Genomic DNA, 23,372 nt, shown 5'->3' with positions numbered 1-23,372 from the left:
CGGCGGCCGCGGCCGCGAGCACGGCGCCTACCCGCGTTCCTCTTCCTGCCGGGCCGGGGCCTCGCGGTCGCGGCGGTCGTAGGCGTTGACGATGCGCGCCACCAGCGGGTGGCGGACCACGTCGCGGCCCTCGAAGAAGGTGAAGCTCACGCCTTCCACCCCGCGCAGCACCTCGATCGCGTCCTTCAGGCCCGACTTGACGTGCTTGGGCAGGTCGACCTGGGTCATGTCGCCGGTGACCACCGCGGTGGAGCCGAAGCCCAGGCGGGTCAGGAACATCTTCATCTGCTCGATGGTGGTGTTCTGGGCCTCGTCCAGGATCACGAAGGCGTCGTTGAGGGTGCGGCCGCGCATGTAGGCCAGCGGCGCGATCTCGATGACGTTCTTCTCCAGCAGCTTGACCACCTTCTCCACGCCCAGCATCTCGTACAGGGCGTCGTACAGCGGGCGCAGGTAGGGATCGACCTTCTGGGTCAGGTCGCCGGGCAGGAAGCCGAGCTTCTCGCCGGCCTCCACCGCCGGGCGCACCAGCACCAGGCGCTGCACCCGCGACTCGTTGAGCGCGTCCACCGCCATGGCCACGGCCAGGAAGGTCTTGCCGGTGCCGGCCGGGCCGATGCCGAAGTTGATGTCGTGGGTGGCGATCGAATGCAGGTAGCGGGCCTGGTTGGCGCCGCGGCCGCGGATGGTGCCGCGGCGCACCTTCACCGTCACCTCCTGCGGCTGGTAGCCGACCTCGTCGATGCGGTCGACGTTGGCCTCGTTCAGGCGCAGGTGGATGGCGTGGCTGTCGAAGGTGGTCTCGCCGGCCTCCGCGTACAGCGCCTGCAGCAGGTGCTCGGTGCGCGACACCGCCTCGGACTGGCCGGTGACGCGGAACACGTTGCCGCGGTTGGCGATCTCCACGCCCAGGCGCAGTTCGATCTGGCGCAGGTGCTGGTCGAACGGCCCGGCCAGGTTGGCCAGGCGCTCGGTGTCGGCGGGTTCGAGGGTGAAGTCGCGCTGGGTCGGGGTGGTCATCGGCGGGGCGCGGCCTGCGCGCGGGACGCGCGGGCGCCGTTCGGTCGGGGGCGGAAAGGTTAGCGCGGGGCAGGTAGCGGAGCCAGTGAAAACCCCGCTCCCGCCGGTGGTGCCCCGGCCGGCGGACGGGCCGCCGCGCCAGAGGCCTCAGGCCACCACCACCTCGCCGCGCAGCGAGTTGGTCAGGGCCGCGGTGATGCGCACGTCCACGAACTGGCCGACCAGGCGCGGATTGCCGGGGAAGTTCACCGAGCGCATGTTCTCGGTCTTGCCGGTCAGCTCGGCCGGGTCCTTCTTCGACGGGCCTTCCACCAGCACCTTCTGCACCGTGCCGACCATGGCCCCGGAGATGCGCGCGGCATTGGCGTTGATCGTGGCCTGCAGGTGCGCCAGGCGCGCATGCTTGACCTCGTCGCTGACGTCGTCGGGCAGGTCCGCGGCCGGGGTGCCGGGGCGGCGCGAATAGATGAAGGAGAAGCTCTGGTCGAAGCCCACGTCCTCGATCAGCTTCATGGTCTTCTCGAAGTCCGCGTCGGTCTCGCCGGGGAAGCCGACGATGAAGTCCGAGCTGATCGAGATGTCCGGGCGCACCGCGCGCAGCTTGCGGATCTTCTGCTTGAACTCCAGCGCGGTGTAGCCGCGCTTCATCGCGCTGAGGATGCGGTCGCTGCCGGACTGCACCGGCAGGTGCAGGTAGTTGGCCAGCTGCGGCACGTCGCGGTAGGCCTCCACCAGCGAGTCGGAGAACTCCAGCGGGTGCGAGGTGGTGAAGCGGATGCGGCCGATGCCCTCGATCTGGGCGATGGTGCGGATCAGCAGGCCAAGGTCGGCGACTTCGTCCGTGCCTTCGCCCATCGGCCCGCGGTAGGCGTTGACGTTCTGGCCCAGCAGGTTGATCTCGCGCACGCCCTGGGCGGCCAGCTGCGCGACCTCGACCAGCACGTCCTCGAACGGGCGGCTGACCTCGGTGCCGCGGGTGTAGGGCACCACGCAGAAGCTGCAGTACTTGGAGCAGCCCTCCATGATCGAGACGAAGGCGCTGGGGCCTTCGGCGCGCGGCTCGGGCAGGCGGTCGAACTTCTCGATCTCCGGGAAGGAGATGTCCACCTGCGGGCGCTTCTGCTCGCGCCGGGCGCGGATCAGCTCCGGCAGGCGGTGCAGGGTCTGCGGACCGAACACCAGGTCCACGTAGGGCGCGCGGCGGATGATCGCCTCGCCTTCCTGCGAGGCCACGCAGCCGCCGACGCCAATGATCACGTCGCGGCCGCCGTCCTTGAGCGCCTTCCAGCGGCCGAGCTGGCTGAACACCTTCTCCTGGGCCTTCTCGCGGATCGAGCAGGTGTTGACCAGGACGACGTCGGCCTCCTCCGGGTTGTCGGTCAGTTCCAGGCCCTCGTGCTCGGCGAGCACGTCGGCCATGCGGGCCGAGTCGTACTCGTTCATCTGGCACCCGTGGGTCTTGATGTAGAGCTTGCCGGGGGCCCCGCCGGGAATGGCGCGCGGGGCGGCGCCCGGCAGCGGGACCAGGGACGGGGCGGGGGTGGTGGCGGGCGCGATGGCGGCGTCCGGAGCGCGCTCCGGCGTGGCGGTCATCCCGGTCATGGCGGTTAATCCAGGCGGGCAGGGGCCGGCATTGTAGCCGCGAAGCCGGACCGGCGCCCCGGTTTGCCGGCCCGCGACTTGGCAAGGCGGCCGGCAGCCGGGATACTCCCGGCCCATGGGGAACCTGGGGAAGGCAGCCGTCCTGCTGCTGCTCGGGCTGGCTGCGCTTCCGGCCAGCGCGGGCACCGTATACCGGTGCGTCGGCAGTGACGGTGTATCCAGCTACGTGACCAAGCGCGTGCCCGGCGCCCGTTGCGCCGTGGCCAGCCATTTCACGCCCGATCGCCGCAGCCCCAGGCCCGCCGCGCCGCCCGCGGCCGCCCCGGCCAGTACGGCCAGTACGGCTGCCGCACCGGCCACCCTGGTCCCGGCGGCCATCACCACCCCGGCATCCGCTGCCAGCCCCGCGACCGCGGCCACGCCGCCCCGGCGCCGGGTCAGCGGCCAGGTTTATTCCTACGTCAAGGACGGGGTGCGCCACTTCAGCAGCCGGCCCCCGGCCCGCGGTTCCGGCGCCAGCGGCGTGCGCGCGGTGGCCTACAGCTTCATGGAGACCTGCTACGCCTGCGCGGTCCAGCCGGGGGTGAGCTTCGCCACCGTGCGCCTGAACACCGACGCCTACCGCGACGAGATCGGCGCGGCCGCGCGCGAGTTCGGGGTGGAGGAAGCGGTGGTGCGGGCGGTGATCCACGCCGAATCGGCCTTCAACCCGATGGCGCTGTCGCACGCCGGTGCCCAGGGACTGATGCAGCTGATGCCGGCCACCGCCCAGCGCTTCGGGGTCAGCGACAGCTTCGACGCGCGCCAGAACATCCGCGGCGGGACCCAGTACCTGGCCTGGCTGCTGAAGCGCTACAACGGCGACCTGACCCTGGCCGCGGCCGGGTACAACGCCGGCGAGGGCGCGGTGGACCGCTACAACGGGGTGCCGCCGTACAGCGAGACCCAGCGCTACGTGCAGCGCGTGGGCGTGCTGGCCGAGCGCTACCGCGGCGTGCTGGCGGCGCGCTGAGTCCGCGGGGACGGGCATGCGACCGGGACGCAGCATGCGAGGGACAGGCCGCCATTGTCGGCCCATTAAGCGTTCCGTTACACTTCCCTGTCTTTTGCGACCAGCCATGGTCGCGGGCAGCCAACGCTACCAGCTGAAGATTTTCGGAGTGCCGGATGGCCAACGATGAGGTCCAAGCGCCCGTGAACACGGGCCGACGCCGGTTCCTGACCGCCACCACCGCCGTGGTGGGGGCCGTGGGCGCCGGTTTCGCCGCAGTGCCGTTCATCAAGTCGTGGAACCCGAGCGCCCGGGCCAAGCTGGCCGGCGCCCCGGTGACCGCCGACATCAGTGCCCTGCAGGAGGGCCAGCGGCTGATCCTGGAGTGGCGCGGCCAGCCGATCTGGATCGTCAAGCGTTCCAAGGCCGTGCTCGACGCACTGCCTACGCTGGACGGCCGCCTGCGCGACCCGCAGTCGGAGAATCCGGACCAGCAGCCGGAGTACGTGCGCCAGGCCAACCCGGTGCTGCGCTCGCTCAAGCCCGAGATCTCGGTGCTGGTGGGCCTGTGCACCCACCTGGGCTGCTCGCCGGAGATGGCCGCCGAGATCAAGCCCGAGCCGTACGACCCGGAGTGGAAGGGCGGCTACTTCTGCCCGTGCCACAAGTCCCGCTTCGACATGGCCGGGCGCGTGTTCCAGGGCGTGCCGGCGCCGACCAACCTGGTCGTGCCGCCGCACCACTACGCCGACGACAACACCATCGTCATCGGCGTCGATCCGCAGGGGGCATAAGCCATGGCCAACATCTTCACCCGCGCCGCCACCGGCGTGATGGACTGGGTCAACGCGCGCGCGCCGGCCCTGGCGCCGATGTACCGGAAGCACATGTCCGAGTACTACGCGCCGAAGAACTTCAACATCTGGTACATCTTCGGCGTGCTGTCGCTGGTGGTGCTGGTCAACCAGATCGTGACCGGCATCTTCCTGACGATGCACTTCAAGACCAGCGCGGCGGAAGCCTTCGCCTCGGTCGAGTACATCATGCGCGACGTCGAGTGGGGCTGGCTGATCCGGTACATGCACAGCACCGGCGCCTCGCTGTTCTTCATCGTCGTCTACCTGCACATGTTCCGCGGCCTGATGTACGGCTCGTACCAGAAGCCGCGCGAGCTGGTGTGGATCCTCGGCATGCTGATCTACCTGGTGCTGATGGCCGAGGCCTTCATGGGCTACGTGCTGCCGTGGGGCCAGATGTCGTTCTGGGGCGCCAAGGTGATCATCTCGCTGTTCGGCGCGATCCCGGTGATCGGCAACGGCCTGACCGAGTGGATCATGGGCGACTACCTGCCCTCCGACGCCACCCTCAACCGCTTCTTCGCCCTGCACGTGATCGCGCTGCCGCTGGTGCTGCTGCTGCTGGTCGTGCTGCACCTGGGCGCGCTGCACGAGGTCGGTTCCAACAACCCCGACGGCGTGGAGATCAAGAAGGGCCCGAAGGGCAACCGCTGGTCGCCCACCGCGCCGGCCGACGGCGTGCCGTTCCACCCGTACTACACGGTGAAGGACACCTTCTACGTGTGCCTGATGCTGCTGGTGGCGGCCTTCATCATCTTCTTCGCCCCGGCGTTTGGCGGCTGGTTCCTCGAGCACGACAACTTCACCGAGGCCAACAGGCTGGTCACCCCGGAACACATCAAGCCGGTGTGGTACTACACGCCCTTCTACGCGATGCTGCGCGTGGTCCCGGACAAGCTCGGCGGCGTGCTGGTGATGTTCGGCGCGATCGCGATCCTGTTCGCGGTGCCGTGGCTGGACCGCTCCAGGGCCAAGTCCTACCGCTACCGCGGCGTGCTGTCCTGGGCGCTGCTGCTGGGCTTCGCCTTCAGCTTCGTGTGGCTGGGCAAGATCGGCGCCGGCCCGGGCACGGATCCGGTCGAGACCATCGTCGGCCGCTTCCTGACCGCCTACTACTTCCTGTTCTTCCTGACCATGCCGATCTGGACCAAGATCGACAAGACCAAGCCGGTGCCGGAACGGGTGACGACGCATGACTAAGAAGTGGATTGCACTCCTGGCTTCGGCCGCGATCGGGCTGCTGTCCTCGGCCTCCGCGCTGGCCGCCTCCGGCGGCCAGCTGCAGCAGGCCGGCAACGACCTGTCCGACCGCGCCTCGCTGCAGCGCGGCGCGGCGCTGTACATGAACTACTGCTCCGGCTGCCACTCGCTGAAGTACCTGCGCTACTCGCGCATGGGCGAGGACCTCGGCCTGACCGAAGAAGAGGTGATGCAGAACCTCAACTTCACCGGCGCCAAGTACGGCGAGCAGATCCACGTCGCGCTGGCCCCGGCGGACGCCGAGAAGTGGTTCGGCAAGATGCCGCCGGACCTGAGCCTGATCTCGCGCGTGCGCGGCACCGACTGGCTGTACACCTACCTCAAGTCCTTCTACCTGGACGAGACCCGCCCGCTGGGCTGGAACAACAAGCTGTTCCCGAACGTCTCCATGCCCAACCCGCTGTGGGAGCTGCAGGGCCTGCAGCACGCCGAGTACGGCGAGCCGGACGAGGCGGGCGAGCGCCATCCGGAGCGGCTGGTGGTGACCTCCCCGGGCAAGGTGAGCACCCAGGAGTTCGACCAGGCGGTGCGCGACATCACCAACTTCCTGGAGTACGCCGGCGAGCCGGCTGCGCTCAAGCGCCAGGCCATCGGCATCTGGGTGATCCTGTTCCTGGTGGTGCTCTCGTTCCTGGCCTACCTGCTCAAGCAGGAATACTGGCGGGACGTGCACTGAGGTCCCCCCTCCAGGGTTCGCAGCCAAGGCCGGGTCTCCCCCGGCCTTGCGCTTTTTGGCGCCGGAACGGCACACTCGGGGGATTATCACGACCGGCGGCGAGGGGCCGCCGGCGTTGGTGCGACCGGCGGAGCCCGGTCGTCGGAGGCCCAGATGGCAGCGAGCGTGCGCATGCGCAATACCCTGACTTTGTTTTCCTCCGTCGATGACGTCCTGTGTCATCGAGTACGCCTGGTCCTGGCGGCCAAGGGCGTGACCTACGACCTGGTGGCGGTGGATGCCCAGAACCCGCCCGAGGACCTGATCCACCTCAACCCCTACCACTCGGTGCCCACCCTGGTGGAGCGCGAGCTGGTGCTGTACGCCGCCTCGGTGGTCAGCGAATACCTGGACGAGCGCTACCCGCACCCGCCGCTGATGCCGGTGGACCCGCTGTCGCGCGCGCGCCTGCGCCTGGCGATGCTGCGCATCGAGCACGACTGGGTGCCGCAGGTGCAGGCCATCCAGCTGGGCAACAAGCAGCAGGCCGAGGCCGGCCGCAAGCGCCTGCGCGAGCTGCTGACCGAGTCGCTGCCGCTGTTCAAGGCCAGCAAGTTCTTCCTCAACCCCGAGATGAGCCTGGCCGACTGCGCCATGGCCCCGATCATCTGGCGCCTGCCGGCGCTGGACGTGCCGCTGCCGAAGGACGGCAAGGCCATCGAGGACTACGGCAACCGCATCTTCCGCAACCCCGGTTTCGCCCGCAGCCTCACCGAGCAGGAACGGAAGCTGCGCGACCTTCCGGTCTGAACGGCGCCGCGGCGGCCCCCGGCCGCCGCGGTCGCGTAGACTGTCCGCATGAGCGACGACGTCCCCCGCATGACCTCCTACCGTCCGTACCTGCTGCGGGCGCTCACCGAGTGGATCAACGACAACGGCATGACCCCGCACATCCTGGTGGATGCGTCGGTGCCGGGGGTCCAGGTGCCGCCGGGTGCGGTGCGCGACGGCAAGGTGGTGCTCAACATCGCCGACCGCGCCGTGGTCGGCCTGCACATCGACAACGCCTGGATCGGCTTCACCGCGCGCTTCGGTGGCGTCAGCCAGCCGGTCAGCGTGCCGGTCAGCGCGGTGCTGGCGGTGTACGCGCGCGAGACCGGGCAGGGCATGGTCCTGCCCGAGGACACCGGCCTGCCACCCGATGCGGCGAGCGACGAGCACGACGGCCCGGACGACACGCCCCCGGCGCCGGAACCGCCGCCGGCCGGCAAGCGCCCGCACCTGCGGGTGGTCAAGTAAGCCCGATGCACGCGCCGGCCCTTGGCCGGCGCGGCCGTTTCAGTCCTGCAGGCCGGCGCGGCCGCGCGCAGGCAGGGGAACGACCGTGGCCCCGGACGAGGGCCCGGTGAACGACACCAGGCGCCCGCCGCGCAGCACCAGCCGTCCGCTGTGGCGGTCGGTGCCGTCGTGCGAATAGTCGAAGCGGAAGGTGCGCTCCAGGCCAAGCCAGCCGTCCTCGCGCCGGTACAGGCGCAGGCCGGCGGCGTGCACGCTGTGGTCCAGCCATTGCACGCCGGCGGCGGCGCAGGCATCGCGGCCGAGGGCCTCGGCGCGTTCGGCCGCCGCGCGCGCCGCGTTCCAGAACGCGACCATCGCGGCGCCGGCAATCATCAGCAGGATCAGGCTGGGCATGCGCGGACTCTAGCCCAGCGCCGCCGCGTGCGCACCGGTCAGTCGCCGTCCGCGGTGGCGTCCGGTGGCGTGGATCCGGATGCGGGCGCGGCAACGGGTTCCGGTCCAGCCGCCGGTGCCGGTGCGGGCGTTGCCGGCACCGGCGGGGCGCCGGACCACAGCGCATCCAGTTCCGCCTGCGTCCGCAGTTTCAGCAGCACCGCCCAGTCGCGCCGGTTGAGGCTGCAGGCCTCCGGGCGGGCGGGGCCGCAGGCGGCCGCGGGCATGGTGCCGTCGTAGTCGGCGCCGGCGGTCTGGCCGGCGCCGACAAGGCCGGCGACGCTGCGCTCCAGGCGTCCGGTGCGATCCAGCGGCAGCTGGCGCATCACCACGGAATTGAGCACGTTGCCGCCGATCGAATAGAGGGTGCGGTCGCCGCCGGGATTGGCCGCGACCACCACCTCGCAGTGCGACTGCCGCGGCAGTGGCCCGCTGCCGGACAGGCCGGCGCGCAGTCCCGCGGCGCCCCGGCCCTCGTCGTTCCCGCGCAGGAAGCACAGCAGGTCGCCCGGCGCGGGCTTGTCCGCGAACGGATCGGCGTAGCGGTACGGGCTGTGCTCCGGATCGCGGTAGGCCTGGGCGATGTAGTCCATGTGCCGCGGCGAGGCAGCGAAGTTCGGCACCCCGGCGCGGCGCACGACCCAGGAGATGAACGCCGCCGACCAGGGGTGGTCGAGCAGGAAGGCGCGGCAGTCGCTGTCGTAGTGGCGGTCGCCCGGCGGCAGGAAGCAGCTGGTGGCGCCGGGAAGCGCGCCCATCTGCGCCAGGGTGCCGCTCTCGCGCCAGTAGCGCGCGACCTGCTGCCAGGCCGGGGTGGCATCGTCCGCGAGCCGGGTGCGGTCGCCTTCGCCCAGGGCCAGCGCGATCACCCGGCCCTCGCTGTCGATGAAGGGCCGGTACCACAGCCGGTACTCCTGGCAGGCGACCCGGGCCACCGCAGCAGCGGTGCGCTCGACGCCATAGCGCGGTGGCAGGTCGCAGGCCTCGACCGCGGCGCGGGCCGGCGCCGGGGCCAGGAGCAGCCCGGCCAGGGCGAGCAGGATCAGGCAGGGGAGGTTGGGGCGCATGCGGACTCCTTTCCCGTGGCCCCGAGGTTAGCCGCTGGCGGTGGGCGCGGCGTGACCGCGGCTCAGGCGGGCGGCGGGCCGAGCTTGAGCGACAGGTCCACCGCGCGCACGTGCTTGGTCAGGGCGCCGATGGAAATGAAGTCCACGCCGTCCTCGGCGATCGCGCGCAGGCCTTCGAGGCCGACGCTGCCGGAGACCTCCAGCGGGATGCGGCCGGCGAACGGCGCCGAGCGGGCGATGCGCACCGCCTCGCGGCGGGTGGCGGCGTCGAAGTCGTCGACCAGGATGCGGTCGCAGCCGGCTTCCAGCGCCTCGCGCAGCTCGTCCAGGGTTTCGACCTCGACGATCAGCGGCAGGTCGGGCCGCGCCGCCCGCGCGGCCTGGATCGCGGCGCCGACCGAACCGGCCACGCGCACGTGGTTCTCCTTGAGCATCACCGCGTCGTACAGGCCCATGCGGTGGTTGCCGCCGCCGCCGGCGCGCACCGCGTACTTCTGCGCCTGGCGCAGGCCGGGCAGGGTCTTGCGGGTATCGAGGATGGTGGTGCCGGTGCCGCGCACGGCCTCGACGTAACGGGCCGTCACCGTGGCGGTGCCGCTGAGGGTCTGCATGAAGTTGAGCGAGGTACGCTCGGCGCTCACCAGCGCCCGGGTGCGGCCATGCAGGACGGCCAGCACGGTGCCGGCGGCCACGCGCTGGCCCTCGGCCACGTGCCATTCGATGCGGACCTGCGGGTCGAGCACGCGGTGCGTGGCCTCGAACCAGGGGCGGCCGGCGACGACCGCGTCTTCCTTGCACAGCAGGTAGGCCCGCTCGGGCTGGTCCGGCAGCAGGGCGGCGGTGGCGTCGCCGTCGCCGATGTCCTCGGCCAGGGCGCGGCGCACGTCCTCCAGCACCACCGCTTCCGGGGGCGGGAGCAGGTCCGGCCGGCTCATGCCGGCGGGAAGTCGGCCACCTGGGCCGTGGCCAGGGCTTCCTCGACCAGCAGCACCGGGATGCCGTCCTCGATCCGGTAGACGTGGCGGCGGTCGCGGGTGACCAGGGCCTCGCGCAGCGGTTCGCGCTGCGGCGTGCCGTCGGCGCGGCTCACCTGGCCGGCGGCGATGGCGCGGTTGAGCGCTTCCAGCCCGCGCGACTCCAGCAGGGCCAGCGGCTGGCGGGTGTCGGGCGAACAGAGCAGGTCGAGCAGCTTGCGGTCCATGGCATTCGGTCGGGGAGCGGAGGCGGCTAGAATACGGCCTTGCCACCGAGGACGGCCATGCCAGCCCAGCCCAATCCGCCCGCGCCCACCGCCGCCGCGCCCCTGGTCGGCGTCGTGATGGGTTCCCGCTCCGACTGGGAGACGATGCAGCACGCCGTGCAGAAGCTCGAGGCCCTCGGGGTTCCGCACGAAGTCCGCGTCGTGTCCGCGCATCGCACCCCCGACGTGCTGTTCGAGTACGCCGCCAGCGCCCAGGCGCGCGGCCTGCGCGCGATCATCGCCGGCGCCGGCGGTGCGGCCCACCTGCCGGGCATGCTCGCCTCCAAGACCCCGGTGCCGGTGCTGGGCGTGCCGGTGCAGAGCCGCGCGCTCAACGGCCTGGATTCGCTGCTGTCGATCGTGCAGATGCCGGCCGGCATCCCGGTCGCGACCTTCGCCATCGGCAACGCCGGCGCCGCCAATGCCGGCCTGTTCGCCGCGGCGATGCTGGCCGCCGACCATCCGGACATCGCCCGCGCGCTGGAAGCCTTCCGCCAGCGCCAGACCGAGGACGTCATGGCCAATGACGACCCGCGGCAGTGAGTCGCCGCGCATGAGCCGTCGCCAACGCGTGGGGATCCTCGGGGGCGGGCAGCTGGCGCGGATGATGGCGCTGGCCGGCCTGCCGCTGGGGCTGCAGTTCAAGGTGCTGGACCCGGCCGCCGACGCCTGCGCCGGCGAGTGCGCGCCGCTGCTCAACGCCGCGTTCGACGATGCCGCCGCGCTGCAGGCGCTGGCCGGCGAGGTCGACGTGGTCACCTTCGATTTCGAGAACGTGCCGGCCGACAGTGCCCGTGCCCTGGCCGGCAAGGTGCCGGTGTTCCCGGCGCCGGACGCGCTGGCCGTGGCCCAGGACCGCCTGGCCGAGAAGACCCTGTTCCGCGAACTGGGCATCCCGGTGCCGGCGTTCGCCGCGGTCGACAGCCGCGAAGGGCTGGAGCGCGCGCTGGACGAGGTCGGCGTGCCGTGCATCCTCAAGACCCGCCGCCTGGGCTACGACGGCAAGGGCCAGTTCCGCATCCGCAGCCACGCCGACGCCGATGCCGCCTGGGAGGCGCTGGGCGCGCAGGCGGCGCGGGTAGGCTTGATCCTCGAGGCCTTCGTGCCGTTCGACGGCGAGGTCAGCGTGGTTGCCGTGCGCGGCCGCGACGGCGAATTCCGCGCCTGGCCGCTGACCGCCAACTGGCATGTCGACGGCGTGCTCTCGGCCAGCCTGGCGCCGGCGCCGGTGCCGGCCCGGGTGCAGGACACCGCGCTTCGCTACGCCCGCCTGCTGGCGGAGAAGCTGGGCTACGTCGGCGTGTTCGCGCTGGAGCTGTTCCGCCGCGGCGACCAGCTGCTGGCCAACGAAATGGCGCCGCGCGTGCACAACTCCGGGCACTGGACGATCGAGGGCGCGGAGACCTCGCAGTTCGAGAACCACCTGCGCGCCGTGCTGGGCCTGCCGCTGGGCAGCACCGCGATGCGCGGCCATGCCTGCATGCTCAACTGGATCGGCGCGATGCCGGACGCGGCCGGCGTGCTCGGCCAGGCCGGCGGCCACTGGCACGACTACGGCAAGGAGCCGCGCGCAGGGCGCAAGGTCGGCCATGCCACCTTCCGCGCCGACACGCCGCACGCGCTGGCCGATGCGCTGGAGGCCGCCGGCGCGGCGCTGGAGCGGCAGGCGCAGGTCGTGCCGGTCGTGGCCCTGCTGCGCGGCTGAGCCGCGCCGTGGCCGGTCAGCGCAGGCGGCGGGCCACGGCCTCCCAGTCCACCACCTTCCAGAAGCCGGCCAGGTAGGCGGCGCGGTCGTCCTGGTGGTCCATCCACCAGGCGTGTTCCCACAGGTCGCAGGCCAGCAGCGGGGTGTCGCTGCCGGTGGCCGGGGTGCTGGCGCCGCGGGTGACCAGGATGCCGGGGCTGCCGTCGGGGCGCTGCACCAGCCAGGCCCAGCCGGGCCCGGGCTGGGCCAGGGCCATGCGCTCGAACTCGGCGCGGAAGCCGGCGAGGTTGCCGTAGCGGCGTGCCAGCAGGTCGGCCAGCGCGCCGCGCGGTTCGCCGCCGCCGCGTGGCGACATGCAGCTCCAGTAGAAAGCGTGGTTCCAGGCCTCGGCGGCGGCCTCCGCCAGCCGGCCCTGGGCCCGGCGCAGCAGCTCCGGCAGCGCCAGCGCCTCCAGCCCGGAGCCCGGCAGCAGGCGGTTGAGCGCCTCCACATGCTCGCGGTGCACGCCACGGTGCGCTTCCAGCGCGGCGGCGGAAACATGGGGCTCCAGCGCGGTGCGCGCGTAGGGCAGGTCGGGCAACTCGAACGGCATCGGGGGACTTTCCGGGGGAGGCGCGGCGTCGGGGCGGCCGCGCTGGGATTACAATTGCAACTTCAGTGTAGCCGACGGCCGTCCAGGCCCCGGCGTCAGGAGACTCGCAATGGCGGTGATGGATCGCATCCAGGCCGAGGTCGAGAGCCGGCCAATCGTGCTGTTCATGAAGGGCACTCCGGCGTTCCCGATGTGCGGGTACTCGGCCCGCGCGGTGCAGGCCCTGCAGGCCGCCGGGGCCAAGGACCTGCACACGGTCAACGTGCTGGAGGAGCCGGAGATCCGCGCCAACCTGCCGCGCTATTCCAACTGGCCGACCTTCCCGCAGCTGTTCCTGCACGGCGAGCTGATCGGCGGCTGCGACATCACCCTGGAGCTGCTGGAGTCCGGCGAGCTGCAGCGGATGGTCAGCGAAGCGCAGACGCAATGAGCCTGGTTGGTCTTCCCGTGGCGGCGCCAAGGCCGCTGGCAGGTCGTGTCGTGCTCGTGGCCGGTGCCCATGGCGGGCTGGGCAGCGTGGCTTCCCGTGCCTGCGCCGAAGCCGGCGCCACCGTGGTCCTGCTGGGCCGCAAGCTGCCGCGGCTCAACCGCGTGTACGACGCCGTCGCCGCGGCGGGCCCGGAGCCGCTGCTGTACCCGCTGGACCTGGAGGGCGCCACGCCGGACGACTACGCCGAGCTGGCCGGGCGCATCGAGGCCGAGCTGGGCCGGCTGGATGGCATCCTGCACTGCGCCGCCGAGTTCCGCGGCCTGACGCCGCTGGAACACCAGGACCCGGCCCAGTTCGCCCGCGCCATCCACGTCAACCTGACCGCGCCGTGGTGGCTGCTGCAGGCCTGCCTGCCGCTGCTGCGCCAGGCGCCGGACCCGGCGGTGGTGCTGGCGGTGGACGACCCGGCGCGGGTGGGGCAGGCGTACTGGGGCGGCTACGGCGTGGCCCAGCACGGGCTGCACGCGCTGCTGCGCATGCTGGCCGCCGAGCTGGCCAACGACCCGGTGCGCGTCTGCGGCCTGCAGCCGGGGCCGATGCGCACCCCGTTGCGCGCCCGCGCCTACGCCGACGACCTGGCCGCCGACCTGCGCGATCCGCAGGCCTATGCCGAGCGCTGCGTCATGCTGCTCTCGGCCGCAGGCAGGGACTACCGCGGCCGGGTGCTGGCCGGGCTGGAGGGGGTGCCGGCATGACCATCATGTCCGCGGCCCTGCTGCTGTTCCTGATCCTGGATCCGCTGGGCAACGTCCCGGTGTTCCTCAGCGTGCTCAAGCCGCTGGCGCCGCAGCGCCAGCGCAAGGTGCTGGTGCGCGAGCTGCTGATCGCGCTGGCCGTGCTGATGCTGTTCCTGTGGTGCGGCAAGTACGCCCTGGAGCTGATGCACCTGCGCCAGGAGTCGGTCTCCATCGCCGGCGGCATCGTCCTGTTCCTGATCGGCATCCGCATGATCTTCCCGCGCCCGGAAGGGCTGATGGGCGAGATCCCGGACGGCGAGCCGTTCATCGTGCCGCTGGCGATCCCGCTGGTGGCCGGCCCCTCGGGCATGGCCGCGGTGATGCTGATGGGCAGCCGCGAGCCGGACCGGCTGTGGGAGTGGAGCCTGGCGCTGTTCCTGGCCTGGGCCGCGACCGCCGCGATCCTGCTGGCCTCGCCGTTCCTCTACCGGCTGCTCGGCCGGCGCGCGCTGACCGCGGTCGAGCGCCTGATGGGCATGCTGCTGGTGGCCATTTCGGTGCAGATGCTGCTGGACGGCGTGGCCGTCTACCTGGCCCAGGTGGCGGCCGCTTGAGCGGTCGCCGGGCGGCGGTTTCGTCGCAAACCATGCTGCGACGCAGTAGAAATTTGTAATGAAACCGTCACGGTACGCACCTACCATGTTAACCTAGTGTTAACCGCGCGCAGCGCCGCGCGCGGGGAAGCCATTGATCCTATTAGCCCTTGTTCGGGCTGAAACTTTTCCGCCACCCTCCCGAGGCCTTTAGCCATGACCGATCACCGTCGACCCCGGATGTCCAAGCTCGCCCTTGGACTGGTCGCCGCCCTCGCTGTTGCTCCTGCGTTCGCCCAGAGCACTTCCTCTGGTGTCGCCGGTACTGTTACCTCCACCAGCGGCCAGCCGGTCGCCGGCGCCGAGGTGACGATCGTCCACGTCCAGTCCGGCACGGTCAGCCGCGCCACCACCGACGCCAACGGCCGCTACACCGCGCGCGGCCTCCGCCCGGGTGGCCCGTACACCGTCACCATCACTTCGGCCCAGGGCACCACGACCGAGGAAGGCGTGTACCTGGAGCTGAACAAGGTCGGCACCGTCAACGCCGCCCTGGGCAACGTGACCGAGATCGCCGCCGTGCAGGTCACCGGGTCGCGCCTGCTGGACACCTTCAACCCGGACAACAAGGGCGTCAGCACCTCCATCAGCGGCCGCCAGCTCGAGACCGCCGCCGCCGGCAACCGCTCGCTGGACGACTTCGCCCGCCTCGACCCGCGCCTGTCGGTCGACGCCGGCACCGGCGCCATCTCCGCCGCCGGCGTGAACAACCGCTTCAACGAGATCCAGGTCGATGGCATCTCCCAGGGCGACCCCTTCGGCCTGAACGCCAACGGCATGCCGTACACCGGCTCGCCGATCTCGATCGACACCATCGCCGCGTTCGACATCGCCGTCACCGACTACGACGTGGCCTTCAGCACCATCGGCGCGCAGATCAACGCGGTCACCAAGTCGGGCACCAACGAGCTGCACGGCTCGGCCTACTACGCGTTCAAGGATGCCGACAGCATGATCGGCAAGCGCGACGGCAAGCGCTACACCGGCTTCGACAAGGACAGCACCAAGGGCTTCACCCTGGGCGGCCCGATCGTCAAGGACAAGCTGTTCTTCTTCGTGTCGGCCGAGAAGCAGGAAGTGACCGCGATCGGCGGCACCGACTCCGACGGCCTTAGCACCGGCGCCGTGACCCAGCAGCAGGTCAACGACGTGATCGACGCCGCCACCCGCCTGGGCCTGTTCCCGGGCGCGTACATCGGCGCGATGGACCTGGAGAACGAGCGCTTCCTGGCCAAGCTGGACTGGAACATCAACGACTACCACCGCGCCAGCCTGACCTACCAGCGCACCGAGGAGGTCAAGCCGAACCCGTACAACCAGTCGGGCAACCGCGTGGTCCTGTCCAGCCACTGGTACAACTACGACAGCCTGACCGAGAACACCTCGCTGCAGCTGTTCAGCGACTGGTCCGAGAACTTCAGCACCGAAGCCAAGATCAGCTACCAGAAGTTCGACCAGGAGGCGGCCGCGTTCACCAACCAGCCGCACGTGGAGGTCTACACCGGCACCGCCACCAGCGGCCCGGCGATCTTCCTGGGCGAGGACAAGTACCGCCACGAGAACGCGATCTCGACCAAGAAGCTGACCGCCTCGCTGTTCGGCAACTGGTACCTGGGCGACCACGTCGTCAAGGGCGGCTTCGAGTACGTCGAGAACGACGTCTACAACATGTTCGGCCGCGACCTGCACGGCGTGTACCAGTTCACGCTGGCCAACTTCCTGGCCTGCGCCGACGGCAGCACCCCCTGCAACTACTCGCGCTACGACCTGCGCACCCCGGCCCCGGGCTACGGCCTGGAGGACGTCCCGGGCGCGGTGACCATCAGCACCTTCAGCCCGTTCGTGCAGGACACCTGGCAGGCCACCGACAAGCTGTCGCTGACCTACGGCGTCCGCGTCGACATCCCGAAGGAAGACCACGCCCCGCTGTACAACGCGGCCTTCGAGGAAGCCTTCGGCTACCGCAACAACCACCGCCTGGGTTCCAGGAACAAGGTCGTGCAGCCGCGCGTGGCCTTCAACTACCTGCTGAACGAGGAGCAGTTCATGCAGGTGCGCGGTGGCTTCGGCCTGTTCCAGACCAAGCCGCCGGCGGTGTGGCTGAACAACCCGTACCAGAACAACGGCCTGACCGTCTACGCGTACAACACCTCCAACCCGGCCACCGCCCCGTTCAGCCCGGATCCGTACAACCAGAACGTCCCGGGCAACGGCTCGGCGCCGCAGATGGCCGTCGACACGCTTGATCCGGACTTCAAGCTGCCGACCGCGTGGAAGGCCAACCTGGGCTTCGACGCCGCCCTGCCGTGGTGGGACCTGGTCGCCACCGTCGAGCTGCAGTGGATCAAGAACAAGGACGCGATCCTGTACCTGGCGCCGAACATCGGCACCCCGAACGGCACCCTGCCGGACGGCCGCGCCTCGTACTGGGTGAACGGCTTCACCACCAGCAGCTCGGCCAGCGGCAAGAACCACGGCAGCAACCGCGCGTTCACCACCAACTCGACCCTGCTGACCAACACCGACAAGGGCGGCTCGCGCGCCATCACCTTCGCCCTGGACAAGAAGTTCAGCGACGGCTGGTACGCCAACCTGAGCACGACCTTCACCAAGGCCGAGGAAGTGAACCCGGGCAACAGCTCGCAGGCCTCGTCGGGCTACAGCTACGTCGCCCGCGTGGACCACGAGAACGTGGTCTCCAGCACCGCCGACCGCACCATCGCCACCCAGGTCAAGCTGGCCGTGGGCTGGGAGCACGCGTTCTTCGGTGACTACAAGACCAGCATCACCGCGTTCTACAACGGCCACGACGGCATGCCGTACAGCTGGACCTACGGCACCGACGTGAACGGCGACGGCGACTCCAACTACGACCTGGCCTACATCCCGCTGCGCGAGAACGACCCGTACGTCAGCTACGGCAACGCCACCGCCGAGCAGATCGAGGCCTTCCACAAGTTCATCGACGGCGACCGCTACCTGTCCAAGCACCGCGGCGAGATCGCGGAGCGCAACGGCGCGCGGATGCCCTGGGTGAACCAGCTGGACGTGTCGATCCAGCAGGAGCTGCCGGGCTTCTTCAGGGAGCACAAGTCGATCGTCCGCCTGGACATCTACAACTTCCTGAACCTGCTCAACAAGGACTGGGGCGTGACCAACTACATCGACAACGGTTACAGCACCCGCCGCCTGGCCTACGTCAACGGCATCACCGACGACGGCAAGTACATCTACGGCCTGAACACCGCTTCGCTGGTGCCGTACGATGGCAAGGGCCTGCCGAGCCGCGCGGTGTCCCGCTGGGGCGCCATGCTGACCCTGAAGTACCAGTTCTGATGGCTGCTGCTTCAAGGTGACACGGAAACGGCCGGGGCAACCCGGCCGTTTCCTTTTGCGCGGTGGTGCGGCGCCCGGGGCTGCGCTAGAGTCGCCGACCGGTTTGCCACACTCGCAGGACCCCGATGAACGAGCCCGCCACCAGCACCCTCCCGGTCCAGGACGCCAGGATCTACCCGCGCGGCGGGCTGGACGTGCTGTCGCGGACCGAGGTGGCGCGGTTGCGCGACGCCTCCAGCGGCGGCATGCACGAGCTGCTGCGGCGCTGCGCCCTGGCGGTGCTGACCAGCGGCAGCGCCAGCGACGACCCGCGCGCCGCGCGCGACCTGTACCCGCACTTCGACATCCAGGTCACCCAGCAGGACCGCGGCGTCCGCATCGACCTGCAGAACGCGCCGGCGATGGCCTTCGTCGACGGCCAGATCATCCGCGGCGTGGCCGAACTGCTGTTCGCGGTGGTCCGCGACCTGGCCTGGACCGCGATCGAGCTGGGCCCGGAGTACGCGACCGAGCTGGAGAGCTCCGAGGGTATCACCGACGCCGTGTTCGGCCTGCTGCGCAACGCCCGCGTGCTGCGCCCGGCCGACCCCAACCTGGTGGTGTGCTGGGGCGGCCACTCGATCTCGCGCGACGAGTACCTGTACACCAAGCAGGTCGGCTACGAGCTGGGCCTGCGCGGCCTGGACATCTGCACCGGCTGCGGCCCGGGCGCGATGAAGGGCCCGATGAAGGGCGCCACCATCGCCCACGCCAAGCAGCGCAAGACCCACACCCGCTACATCGGCATCACCGAGCCGGGGATCATCGCCGCCGAGTCGCCGAACCCGATCGTCAACGAGCTGGTGATCATGCCGGACATCGAGAAGCGGCTCGAGGCGTTCGTGCGCATGGCCCACGGCATCATCGTGTTCCCCGGCGGCGTGGGCACGGCCGAGGAAATCCTGTACCTGCTGGGCATCCTGCTGCGCGAGGAGAACGCGCACGTGCCGTTCCCGCTGATCTTCACCGGCCCGACCATCGCCGCGCCGTACTTCGAGCAGATCGACCGCTTCATCCGCCTGACCCTGGGCGAGGCGGCCACCTCGCGCTACGAGATCGTGATCGGCGACGCGCCGGAGGTGGCGAAGAAGATGTTCGCCGGCATCCGCCAGGTGCGCGAGGCGCGCATCGCCCACAAGGACTCGTTCTACTTCAACTGGGGCCTGTCGATCCCGCTGGAGTTCCAGCGCCCGTTCGTGCCCACCCACGAGGCCATGGCCGCGCTGGACCTGCACCACGGGCGCCCGGCCTCGGCGCTGGCCGCGGACCTGCGCCGCGCCTTCTCCGGCATCGTCGCCGGCAACGTCAAGGAAGAGGGCATGCGCCGGATCGAGCAGCACGGCCCGTTCGAGATCCACGGCGCGCCGGACATGATGCAGGCCCTGGACGGGCTGCTGCGCGCCTTCGTCGAGCAGCGCCGGATGAAGATCGCCGGCGAGTACCGGCCCTGCTACCGCGTGGTGGCCTGAGCCGGGTCGTCTGCCCCGGGTCCGGGCGCGGGCAGGTACAGCACCGCCACGTGGCGGCCGCCGCTGGCGTGGGTCTCCACCCCGCCGCGGTCGCCGGTCAGCGCCTGCACCCGCGCGCGCACCGAGCTCAGCCCCACCTGGTGGCCGTGGGTGGCCGGCCCGGCCGCGGACGGCAGGCTGTTGCTGACCGTGACCCGCACGCCCGAACCGGTGGAGACCACCACGATCCGCACCTCGCCGCCGCGGGGCGAGCGCTCGATGCCGTGGCGGATCGCGTTCTCCACCAGCGGCTGCACCGACAGGGTCGGCACCGGCACCGCCGGCAGCACCGCCGGCACCTCCCACTTCACCTGCAGGCGCGGGCCGAAGCGCAGCTGCTCGATCTCCAGGTAGCGGCGGGCCAGCGCCAGTTCGTCCTCCAGCGGGATCGTCGGTGGCCCGGCCAGGGCGGCGCGGAACAGGTCGGACAGGTCCAGCAGCAGGCGCTCGGCCTCGCCCGGGCGCTCGCGCACCAGGGCCACGCCGGTGTTGAGGGTGTTGAACAGGAAGTGCGGCCGGATCCGCGCCTGCAACGCCTCCAGCTGCGCCTGCTTGGCCTGCACCGCCAGCTGGGTGGCGCGCCAATGGTGGTAGAACACGGCCAGGCCCAGCAGGCCCACGCACAGGGTCAGGCCGGCCATGCGCGGCAGGCTCCAGCCCGGCGGCACCGGACCAGGCACCACCAGCGCCACCAGCGCCTGGGCGATGGCGTGCACCAGCCAGCTGGACAGCACCAGCAGCAGCAGGGCGATCCCGGCCACGTGCAGCGGCCGCAGCCGGGCCAGCAGGCCACGCACCAGGTATAGCGCGGCCAGGGCCAGCAGCAGGGTCCACTGCACCATCAGGCAGGCCAGGCCGAAGTACACCCAGCGGTCGGTCAGCGGCGGCTGGGCGATGGCCAGCAGGGCGGCCACGCCCATGCCGGCGACCACCGCCCAGACGATCGCCGGGGCGCGCCATAGCGCGTCCAGCGGCGGATCGGGTTGCGGGGCAGGGCGGCCGGACGGTGCGGGCATGCGGGCATGATGCCTTGCCACGGGCGGCGGCGGGAGCCGCCGCTGGTTCCCGGGTTCGGGCCGCTCGTCGGTTGCGGCTAGAGGCTGCGGGCATGCTCCGCTAAGTTGCGTTTGCATCCAACTTGGGGAAATCGGGCATGCATCCTTCGCATGGGCCACTGGTCCGGCGGCGCGGAACCCGCTTGCGTGCGCGGCCGGGGGGCTTCTCGCTGATCGAACTGATGGTCACCCTGGCGGTGCTGGCCATCGTGGCCGCGCTGGCCGTGCCCAACTTCGCCGTGGTGATGAACGGCAACCGCCTGACCAGCCAGGCCAACGAGCTGGTGGCCGACCTCCAGCTGGCGCGCACCGAGGCGCTGCGCCGCAACCGCACCGTGCGCCTGTGCCGCAGCAGCGACGGCGCGACCTGTGCCACCGGCAACGGCGAATGGACCGGCTGGGTGGTGCAGGCCTCCGGCGCGACCCCGGAGCTGCTGCGCACGACCGCGGTCAAGAGCCAGCTGAAGATCAAGACCCCCAGCGGGGTCAACAGCGTGGACTTCCGTCCCGACGGCCTGGCCCGCAATTCCAGCGGCGGCCTGCTGTCGACCACCTTCACCGTGTGCATGCCGACCAACCGCCCGCGCGAGAACCTGCGCCGGGTGGAACTGGCCGGCGGCAGCCGCCTGAACGTGACTGCCGCGGCGCATACCACGCAGGGAGCCTGCCCATGATCCGGATCCAGACCGCCGCCGGCGCGCGTGCCGGGCGCCGGCCGGGCCCGCGCTGGCGCCGCCAGGCGGGCGTGAGCCTGCTGGAGGTGATGATCTCGGTGCTGATCCTCGGGATCGGCCTGCTGGGCATCGCCGCGATGCAGGCCACCGCCCTGCGCAACGGCCAGAGCTCGCTGGAGCGCACCCAGGCGGTGATGCAGACCTACGCCATCCTCGACGTGCTGCGCGCCAACCGCACCAACGCCATCGCCGGCTACTACAACACCAGCGGCATGCAGTGCACCCCGGCCAACCCGGACGCCTCGCTGCCGGCCGGCCAGCAGTCCGCCCAGGGCGAGCTCAACGTCTGGCTGGTCGCGCTCAAGACCAGCATGGGCCAGGCCGGGGACACCACCACCTGCGCCAACGTTGCCTGCGCGGGCAATGCCGTCGGCGGCGGCACCTGCACCGTCACCATCCAGTGGGACGACAGCCGCGGCAGTACCGCCAACGCGAGCGGCCAGGCAAGCGAGACCGGCGAAGGCAGTTCCACCCGCCAGGTCGTCACGGTGAGCGCCCTATGAAACCCGTCAACCGCATCCCCCGCGGCGCCGCGCGCGCCCGCCAGGCCGGCGTGAGCCTGATCGAACTGATGATCGCCCTGGTGCTGGGCCTGCTGGTGGTCGGCGCGGCCATCGGCGTGTTCATCTCCAACAAGGCGACCTACCGCAGCACCCAGAACCTGGCGCGCATCCAGGAGAGCGCGCAGGTGGCGTTCGAGCTGCTCTCGCGCGACATCCGCGAGGCCGGCGCCAATCCCTGCGACGCCACCCTGGCGCCCGCCAACATCACCACCGCCGCCGCCACGGCCACCCCGGACGGCGCCGACTGGTACCTGGCCGTGGACTACCCGCTGTACGGCTTCGAGGACGGCGGCCCGACCCACGTCTCGGGCACGGACGTGATCCAGATCCTGCGCCCCGGCGACGACCTCCGCGGCCTGACCGCGGACCTGGCCTCCGGCGCCACCAGCGTGACCGTCGCCCCGGCGACCCCGCTGTTCAAGAGCGGCGACCCGGTGATGATCTGCGACATGCGCGTGCTGGCCGTGTTCCGCGCCAATGGCGACAGCACGGCCGGCGGCTCCCTCAGCTTCGCCTCCGGCGCCGGCACGAACTCGTGCGATTACTTCCCGATGCCGAACACCGGCACCTGCGCCGGCGCGGCCACCGCCTACGCCTTCCCCAAGTTCTCCTCGGTCATCTCCCTGCAGGGCGTGCGCTGGTTCCTGCGCGACCCCGACGGCAACCCCGACAACGGCTACTCCCTGTACCGCCAGGTCAACGGGGCCGCCGCCGAGGAAGTGGTGCAGGGCGTGGCCAACCTGCAGTTCCACTACCTGACCGATGCCGGGTACGTGAGCGCCTCCGTCCTGACCACCGCCGCCGACTGGCGCAACGTGCGCGCCGTGCGGATGACCCTGGTCCTGCGCGAAACCGAGCGCACGGGCACCGGTGGCCAGCACCTCACCCGCGTCGTCGAGAACGTCGTCGCCCTGCGGAACCGCGTGCTATGAAACAGCCCCTTGCCTTCCCCCCGCGCCAGCGCGGCGCTTCGCTGGTCGTCGTGCTCGTCCTGCTGCTGGTCATGACCCTGCTGGGCCTGGCGGTGCTGCGCGGCACCCTGCTGGAAGAGCGCATGAGCGCCAACATGTTCGACCGCAGCCTTGCCTTCCAGCAGGCCGAGTCGGCCCTGCGCGAGGCGGAAGAGAAGGTCCGCGCCGCCGTCGTGGCCAATGGCAACGGCTGGGTGATCGGCATCAAGTGCGGCAACGACCCGGCCAAGGGCGGCATCACCGGGATCGACGATTCCAAGTGCGGGATGCCGGCGACCGCGTATACCGGCGGAACGACCTGCACAGGAAGCAGCCTGACCAGCGACTGCTGGTTCAATGCGACCGACCAGCTAGGCACCGGGAACAAATCGGCCGGCGCGCCCCAGTACTACGTGCAGTACATGGGCTTGCGTGACAGCCATGACGAACTGGGCCTCGGTTCCAGCGCCGGATCGATGCAGTACGGCGGTGGTGGCGGATCGGTGGTGCAGGAGGCCATGTACAGGATCTTTGCCCGCAGCCACAACCCCTCCACGAACGGGGATCGCGCCGTGGTCGTGCTGCAAGCCAACGTGGTGGCCAAGTGATGAATTCGATGAGCCAGCTGCGCAGAGGTGCAGGGAGTA

At 70.9% G+C, this 23,372-nt stretch carries 25 protein-coding genes; 17 read left to right on the top strand and 8 right to left on the bottom strand.

The features are described from left to right. Positions 1 to 27: 27 nt before the first annotated feature. Complete coding sequence (locus PSEJ31_RS0114345; protein ID WP_019397758.1) at positions 28 to 1,020, bottom strand: PhoH family protein; 993 nt, start codon at positions 1,018 to 1,020, stop codon at positions 28 to 30. 147 nt (positions 1,021 to 1,167) lie between these two features. Then, the gene (gene miaB / locus PSEJ31_RS0114340) at positions 1,168 to 2,613 is read right to left on the bottom strand and encodes a tRNA (N6-isopentenyl adenosine(37)-C2)-methylthiotransferase MiaB (protein ID WP_125165327.1); all 1,446 of its coding nucleotides are present in this window, start codon (positions 2,611 to 2,613) and stop codon (positions 1,168 to 1,170) included. A gap of 124 nt (positions 2,614 to 2,737) precedes the next feature. Here miaB and PSEJ31_RS0114335 point away from each other — a divergent pair, with 124 nt between their 5' ends. From PSEJ31_RS0114335 to PSEJ31_RS0114310, 6 genes are all read left to right on the top strand, one after another. After that, a complete protein-coding gene (locus PSEJ31_RS0114335) occupies positions 2,738 to 3,634 on the top strand; it encodes a lytic transglycosylase domain-containing protein (protein ID WP_028915842.1) in 897 nt (298 codons plus the stop codon). A gap of 155 nt (positions 3,635 to 3,789) precedes the next feature. Then, a complete protein-coding gene (petA, locus tag PSEJ31_RS0114330) occupies positions 3,790 to 4,407 on the top strand; it encodes a ubiquinol-cytochrome c reductase iron-sulfur subunit (RefSeq protein WP_019397754.1) in 618 nt (205 codons plus the stop codon). 3 nt (positions 4,408 to 4,410) lie between these two features. Beyond that, entirely contained in the window at positions 4,411 to 5,670 is a 1,260-nt protein-coding gene (locus PSEJ31_RS0114325) for a cytochrome bc complex cytochrome b subunit (protein ID WP_028915841.1), read from the top strand. Then, positions 5,663 to 6,406, top strand: coding sequence for a cytochrome c1 (locus tag PSEJ31_RS0114320; protein ID WP_028915840.1), 744 nt, complete (start codon positions 5,663 to 5,665; stop codon positions 6,404 to 6,406). The genes PSEJ31_RS0114325 and PSEJ31_RS0114320 overlap by 8 nt, the downstream gene beginning before the upstream one ends. A 153-nt stretch (positions 6,407 to 6,559) precedes the next feature. After that, positions 6,560 to 7,195 (top strand): glutathione S-transferase N-terminal domain-containing protein, encoded by a 636-nt coding sequence (locus PSEJ31_RS0114315; RefSeq protein WP_026010333.1) that lies wholly within the window; start codon positions 6,560 to 6,562, stop codon positions 7,193 to 7,195. Between the two features lie 48 nt (positions 7,196 to 7,243). Beyond that, on the top strand, positions 7,244 to 7,684 hold the full coding sequence (locus PSEJ31_RS0114310) for a ClpXP protease specificity-enhancing factor (RefSeq protein ID WP_026010332.1): 441 nt from the start codon (positions 7,244 to 7,246) through the stop codon (positions 7,682 to 7,684). Between the two features lie 39 nt (positions 7,685 to 7,723). Here PSEJ31_RS0114310 and PSEJ31_RS0114305 read toward each other — a convergent pair whose 3' ends face one another. The 4 genes from PSEJ31_RS0114305 to PSEJ31_RS0114290 form a co-directional block, all read right to left on the bottom strand. Beyond that, on the bottom strand, positions 7,724 to 8,077 hold the full coding sequence (locus PSEJ31_RS0114305) for a DUF3301 domain-containing protein (RefSeq protein ID WP_019397749.1): 354 nt from the start codon (positions 8,075 to 8,077) through the stop codon (positions 7,724 to 7,726). A 38-nt stretch (positions 8,078 to 8,115) separates the two neighbouring features. Beyond that, positions 8,116 to 9,183, bottom strand: coding sequence for a DUF2272 domain-containing protein (locus PSEJ31_RS0114300; protein WP_028915839.1), 1,068 nt, complete (start codon positions 9,181 to 9,183; stop codon positions 8,116 to 8,118). Positions 9,184 to 9,245: 62 nt separating this feature from the next. Beyond that, positions 9,246 to 10,118, bottom strand: a complete 873-nt coding sequence (nadC, locus tag PSEJ31_RS0114295; protein ID WP_028915838.1) for a carboxylating nicotinate-nucleotide diphosphorylase — start codon at positions 10,116 to 10,118, stop codon at positions 9,246 to 9,248. Continuing rightward, a complete protein-coding gene (locus tag PSEJ31_RS0114290) occupies positions 10,115 to 10,384 on the bottom strand; it encodes a Trm112 family protein (RefSeq protein ID WP_019397746.1) in 270 nt (89 codons plus the stop codon). Before PSEJ31_RS0114290 ends, nadC begins: the two co-directional genes overlap by 4 nt. A gap of 57 nt (positions 10,385 to 10,441) precedes the next feature. On the opposite strand from PSEJ31_RS0114290, the gene purE reads away from it, so the two are divergent. Both purE and PSEJ31_RS0114280 read left to right on the top strand, forming a co-directional pair. Next, entirely contained in the window at positions 10,442 to 10,966 is a 525-nt protein-coding gene (gene purE / locus PSEJ31_RS0114285) for a 5-(carboxyamino)imidazole ribonucleotide mutase (RefSeq protein WP_019397745.1), read from the top strand. Between the two features lie 10 nt (positions 10,967 to 10,976). Then, positions 10,977 to 12,128, top strand: a complete 1,152-nt coding sequence (locus PSEJ31_RS0114280) for a 5-(carboxyamino)imidazole ribonucleotide synthase (protein ID WP_037035329.1) — start codon at positions 10,977 to 10,979, stop codon at positions 12,126 to 12,128. A gap of 16 nt (positions 12,129 to 12,144) precedes the next feature. Here the strand turns inward: PSEJ31_RS0114280 and PSEJ31_RS0114275 are convergent, their stop codons facing one another. Next, a complete protein-coding gene (locus PSEJ31_RS0114275; RefSeq protein ID WP_019397743.1) occupies positions 12,145 to 12,720 on the bottom strand; it encodes a Fe-Mn family superoxide dismutase in 576 nt (191 codons plus the stop codon). A gap of 109 nt (positions 12,721 to 12,829) precedes the next feature. On the opposite strand from PSEJ31_RS0114275, the gene grxD reads away from it, so the two are divergent. The 5 genes from grxD (at position 12,830) to ppnN (ending at position 19,384) form a co-directional block, all read left to right on the top strand. Beyond that, positions 12,830 to 13,150: a Grx4 family monothiol glutaredoxin gene (grxD, locus tag PSEJ31_RS0114270; protein ID WP_019397742.1), complete on the top strand. Its 321-nt coding sequence runs from the start codon at positions 12,830 to 12,832 to the stop codon at positions 13,148 to 13,150. Further along, positions 13,147 to 13,905, top strand: a complete 759-nt coding sequence (locus PSEJ31_RS0114265; protein ID WP_028915836.1) for an SDR family NAD(P)-dependent oxidoreductase — start codon at positions 13,147 to 13,149, stop codon at positions 13,903 to 13,905. Before grxD ends, PSEJ31_RS0114265 begins: the two co-directional genes overlap by 4 nt. Further along, a complete protein-coding gene (locus PSEJ31_RS0114260) occupies positions 13,902 to 14,501 on the top strand; it encodes a YhgN family NAAT transporter (RefSeq protein ID WP_019397740.1) in 600 nt (199 codons plus the stop codon). Before PSEJ31_RS0114265 ends, PSEJ31_RS0114260 begins: the two co-directional genes overlap by 4 nt. A 219-nt stretch (positions 14,502 to 14,720) precedes the next feature. After that, positions 14,721 to 17,876, top strand: coding sequence for a carboxypeptidase regulatory-like domain-containing protein (locus PSEJ31_RS0114255; RefSeq protein ID WP_232211034.1), 3,156 nt, complete (start codon positions 14,721 to 14,723; stop codon positions 17,874 to 17,876). Between the two features lie 125 nt (positions 17,877 to 18,001). Further along, positions 18,002 to 19,384 carry a nucleotide 5'-monophosphate nucleosidase PpnN gene (ppnN, locus tag PSEJ31_RS0114250; protein WP_028915834.1) on the top strand — a complete coding sequence of 461 codons (1,383 nt, stop codon included), beginning with the start codon at positions 18,002 to 18,004 and terminating at the stop codon, positions 19,382 to 19,384. On the opposite strand, the gene PSEJ31_RS0114245 is transcribed toward ppnN, so the two are convergent. Further along, positions 19,366 to 20,439, bottom strand: coding sequence for a histidine kinase (locus PSEJ31_RS0114245; protein WP_051403774.1), 1,074 nt, complete (start codon positions 20,437 to 20,439; stop codon positions 19,366 to 19,368). The genes ppnN and PSEJ31_RS0114245 overlap by 19 nt on opposite strands. Positions 20,440 to 20,621: 182 nt before the next feature. Here PSEJ31_RS0114245 and PSEJ31_RS0114240 point away from each other — a divergent pair, with 182 nt between their 5' ends. Genes PSEJ31_RS0114240 through PSEJ31_RS0114225 form a run of 4 tightly spaced genes read left to right on the top strand, consistent with a single transcriptional unit; the run spans position 20,622 to position 23,333 of the window. Continuing rightward, the gene (locus PSEJ31_RS0114240; RefSeq protein WP_019397736.1) at positions 20,622 to 21,152 is read left to right on the top strand and encodes a GspH/FimT family pseudopilin; all 531 of its coding nucleotides are present in this window, start codon (positions 20,622 to 20,624) and stop codon (positions 21,150 to 21,152) included. After that, a complete protein-coding gene (gene pilV, locus PSEJ31_RS0114235) occupies positions 21,149 to 21,715 on the top strand; it encodes a type IV pilus modification protein PilV (RefSeq protein WP_028915832.1) in 567 nt (188 codons plus the stop codon). The genes PSEJ31_RS0114240 and pilV overlap by 4 nt, the downstream gene beginning before the upstream one ends. Further along, a complete protein-coding gene (locus tag PSEJ31_RS0114230) occupies positions 21,712 to 22,707 on the top strand; it encodes a PilW family protein (protein ID WP_028915831.1) in 996 nt (331 codons plus the stop codon). The genes pilV and PSEJ31_RS0114230 overlap by 4 nt, the downstream gene beginning before the upstream one ends. Beyond that, positions 22,704 to 23,333 carry a PilX N-terminal domain-containing pilus assembly protein gene (locus PSEJ31_RS0114225; RefSeq protein WP_028915830.1) on the top strand — a complete coding sequence of 210 codons (630 nt, stop codon included), beginning with the start codon at positions 22,704 to 22,706 and terminating at the stop codon, positions 23,331 to 23,333. Before PSEJ31_RS0114230 ends, PSEJ31_RS0114225 begins: the two co-directional genes overlap by 4 nt. Positions 23,334 to 23,372 lie beyond the last annotated feature (39 nt).

The sequence above is a fragment of the Pseudoxanthomonas sp. J31 genome (genome assembly GCF_000510725.1).
In the GTDB taxonomy this organism is placed as follows: Bacteria; Pseudomonadota; Gammaproteobacteria; order Xanthomonadales; family Xanthomonadaceae; genus Pseudoxanthomonas.
Note: the sequence above shows the minus strand (reverse complement) of the source record. Positions and strands in the feature narration are given on the sequence as shown.

Coding starts and splice junctions, on each gene's coding strand:
- PSEJ31_RS0114345 (WP_019397758.1), bottom strand. CDS start 1,020: ATGACCACCCCGACCCAGCGCGACTTCACCCTCGAACCCGCCGACACC.
- miaB (WP_125165327.1), bottom strand. CDS start 2,613: ATGACCGCCACGCCGGAGCGCGCTCCGGACGCCGCCATCGCGCCCGCC.
- PSEJ31_RS0114335 (WP_028915842.1), top strand. CDS start 2,738: ATGGGGAACCTGGGGAAGGCAGCCGTCCTGCTGCTGCTCGGGCTGGCT.
- petA (WP_019397754.1), top strand. CDS start 3,790: ATGGCCAACGATGAGGTCCAAGCGCCCGTGAACACGGGCCGACGCCGG.
- PSEJ31_RS0114325 (WP_028915841.1), top strand. CDS start 4,411: ATGGCCAACATCTTCACCCGCGCCGCCACCGGCGTGATGGACTGGGTC.
- PSEJ31_RS0114320 (WP_028915840.1), top strand. CDS start 5,663: ATGACTAAGAAGTGGATTGCACTCCTGGCTTCGGCCGCGATCGGGCTG.
- PSEJ31_RS0114315 (WP_026010333.1), top strand. CDS start 6,560: ATGGCAGCGAGCGTGCGCATGCGCAATACCCTGACTTTGTTTTCCTCC.
- PSEJ31_RS0114310 (WP_026010332.1), top strand. CDS start 7,244: ATGAGCGACGACGTCCCCCGCATGACCTCCTACCGTCCGTACCTGCTG.
- PSEJ31_RS0114305 (WP_019397749.1), bottom strand. CDS start 8,077: ATGCCCAGCCTGATCCTGCTGATGATTGCCGGCGCCGCGATGGTCGCG.
- PSEJ31_RS0114300 (WP_028915839.1), bottom strand. CDS start 9,183: ATGCGCCCCAACCTCCCCTGCCTGATCCTGCTCGCCCTGGCCGGGCTG.
- nadC (WP_028915838.1), bottom strand. CDS start 10,118: ATGAGCCGGCCGGACCTGCTCCCGCCCCCGGAAGCGGTGGTGCTGGAG.
- PSEJ31_RS0114290 (WP_019397746.1), bottom strand. CDS start 10,384: ATGGACCGCAAGCTGCTCGACCTGCTCTGTTCGCCCGACACCCGCCAG.
- purE (WP_019397745.1), top strand. CDS start 10,442: ATGCCAGCCCAGCCCAATCCGCCCGCGCCCACCGCCGCCGCGCCCCTG.
- PSEJ31_RS0114280 (WP_037035329.1), top strand. CDS start 10,977: ATGAGCCGTCGCCAACGCGTGGGGATCCTCGGGGGCGGGCAGCTGGCG.
- PSEJ31_RS0114275 (WP_019397743.1), bottom strand. CDS start 12,720: ATGCCGTTCGAGTTGCCCGACCTGCCCTACGCGCGCACCGCGCTGGAG.
- grxD (WP_019397742.1), top strand. CDS start 12,830: ATGGCGGTGATGGATCGCATCCAGGCCGAGGTCGAGAGCCGGCCAATC.
- PSEJ31_RS0114265 (WP_028915836.1), top strand. CDS start 13,147: ATGAGCCTGGTTGGTCTTCCCGTGGCGGCGCCAAGGCCGCTGGCAGGT.
- PSEJ31_RS0114260 (WP_019397740.1), top strand. CDS start 13,902: ATGACCATCATGTCCGCGGCCCTGCTGCTGTTCCTGATCCTGGATCCG.
- PSEJ31_RS0114255 (WP_232211034.1), top strand. CDS start 14,721: ATGTCCAAGCTCGCCCTTGGACTGGTCGCCGCCCTCGCTGTTGCTCCT.
- ppnN (WP_028915834.1), top strand. CDS start 18,002: ATGAACGAGCCCGCCACCAGCACCCTCCCGGTCCAGGACGCCAGGATC.
- PSEJ31_RS0114245 (WP_051403774.1), bottom strand. CDS start 20,439: ATGCCCGCACCGTCCGGCCGCCCTGCCCCGCAACCCGATCCGCCGCTG.
- pilV (WP_028915832.1), top strand. CDS start 21,149: ATGATCCGGATCCAGACCGCCGCCGGCGCGCGTGCCGGGCGCCGGCCG.
- PSEJ31_RS0114230 (WP_028915831.1), top strand. CDS start 21,712: ATGAAACCCGTCAACCGCATCCCCCGCGGCGCCGCGCGCGCCCGCCAG.
- PSEJ31_RS0114225 (WP_028915830.1), top strand. CDS start 22,704: ATGAAACAGCCCCTTGCCTTCCCCCCGCGCCAGCGCGGCGCTTCGCTG.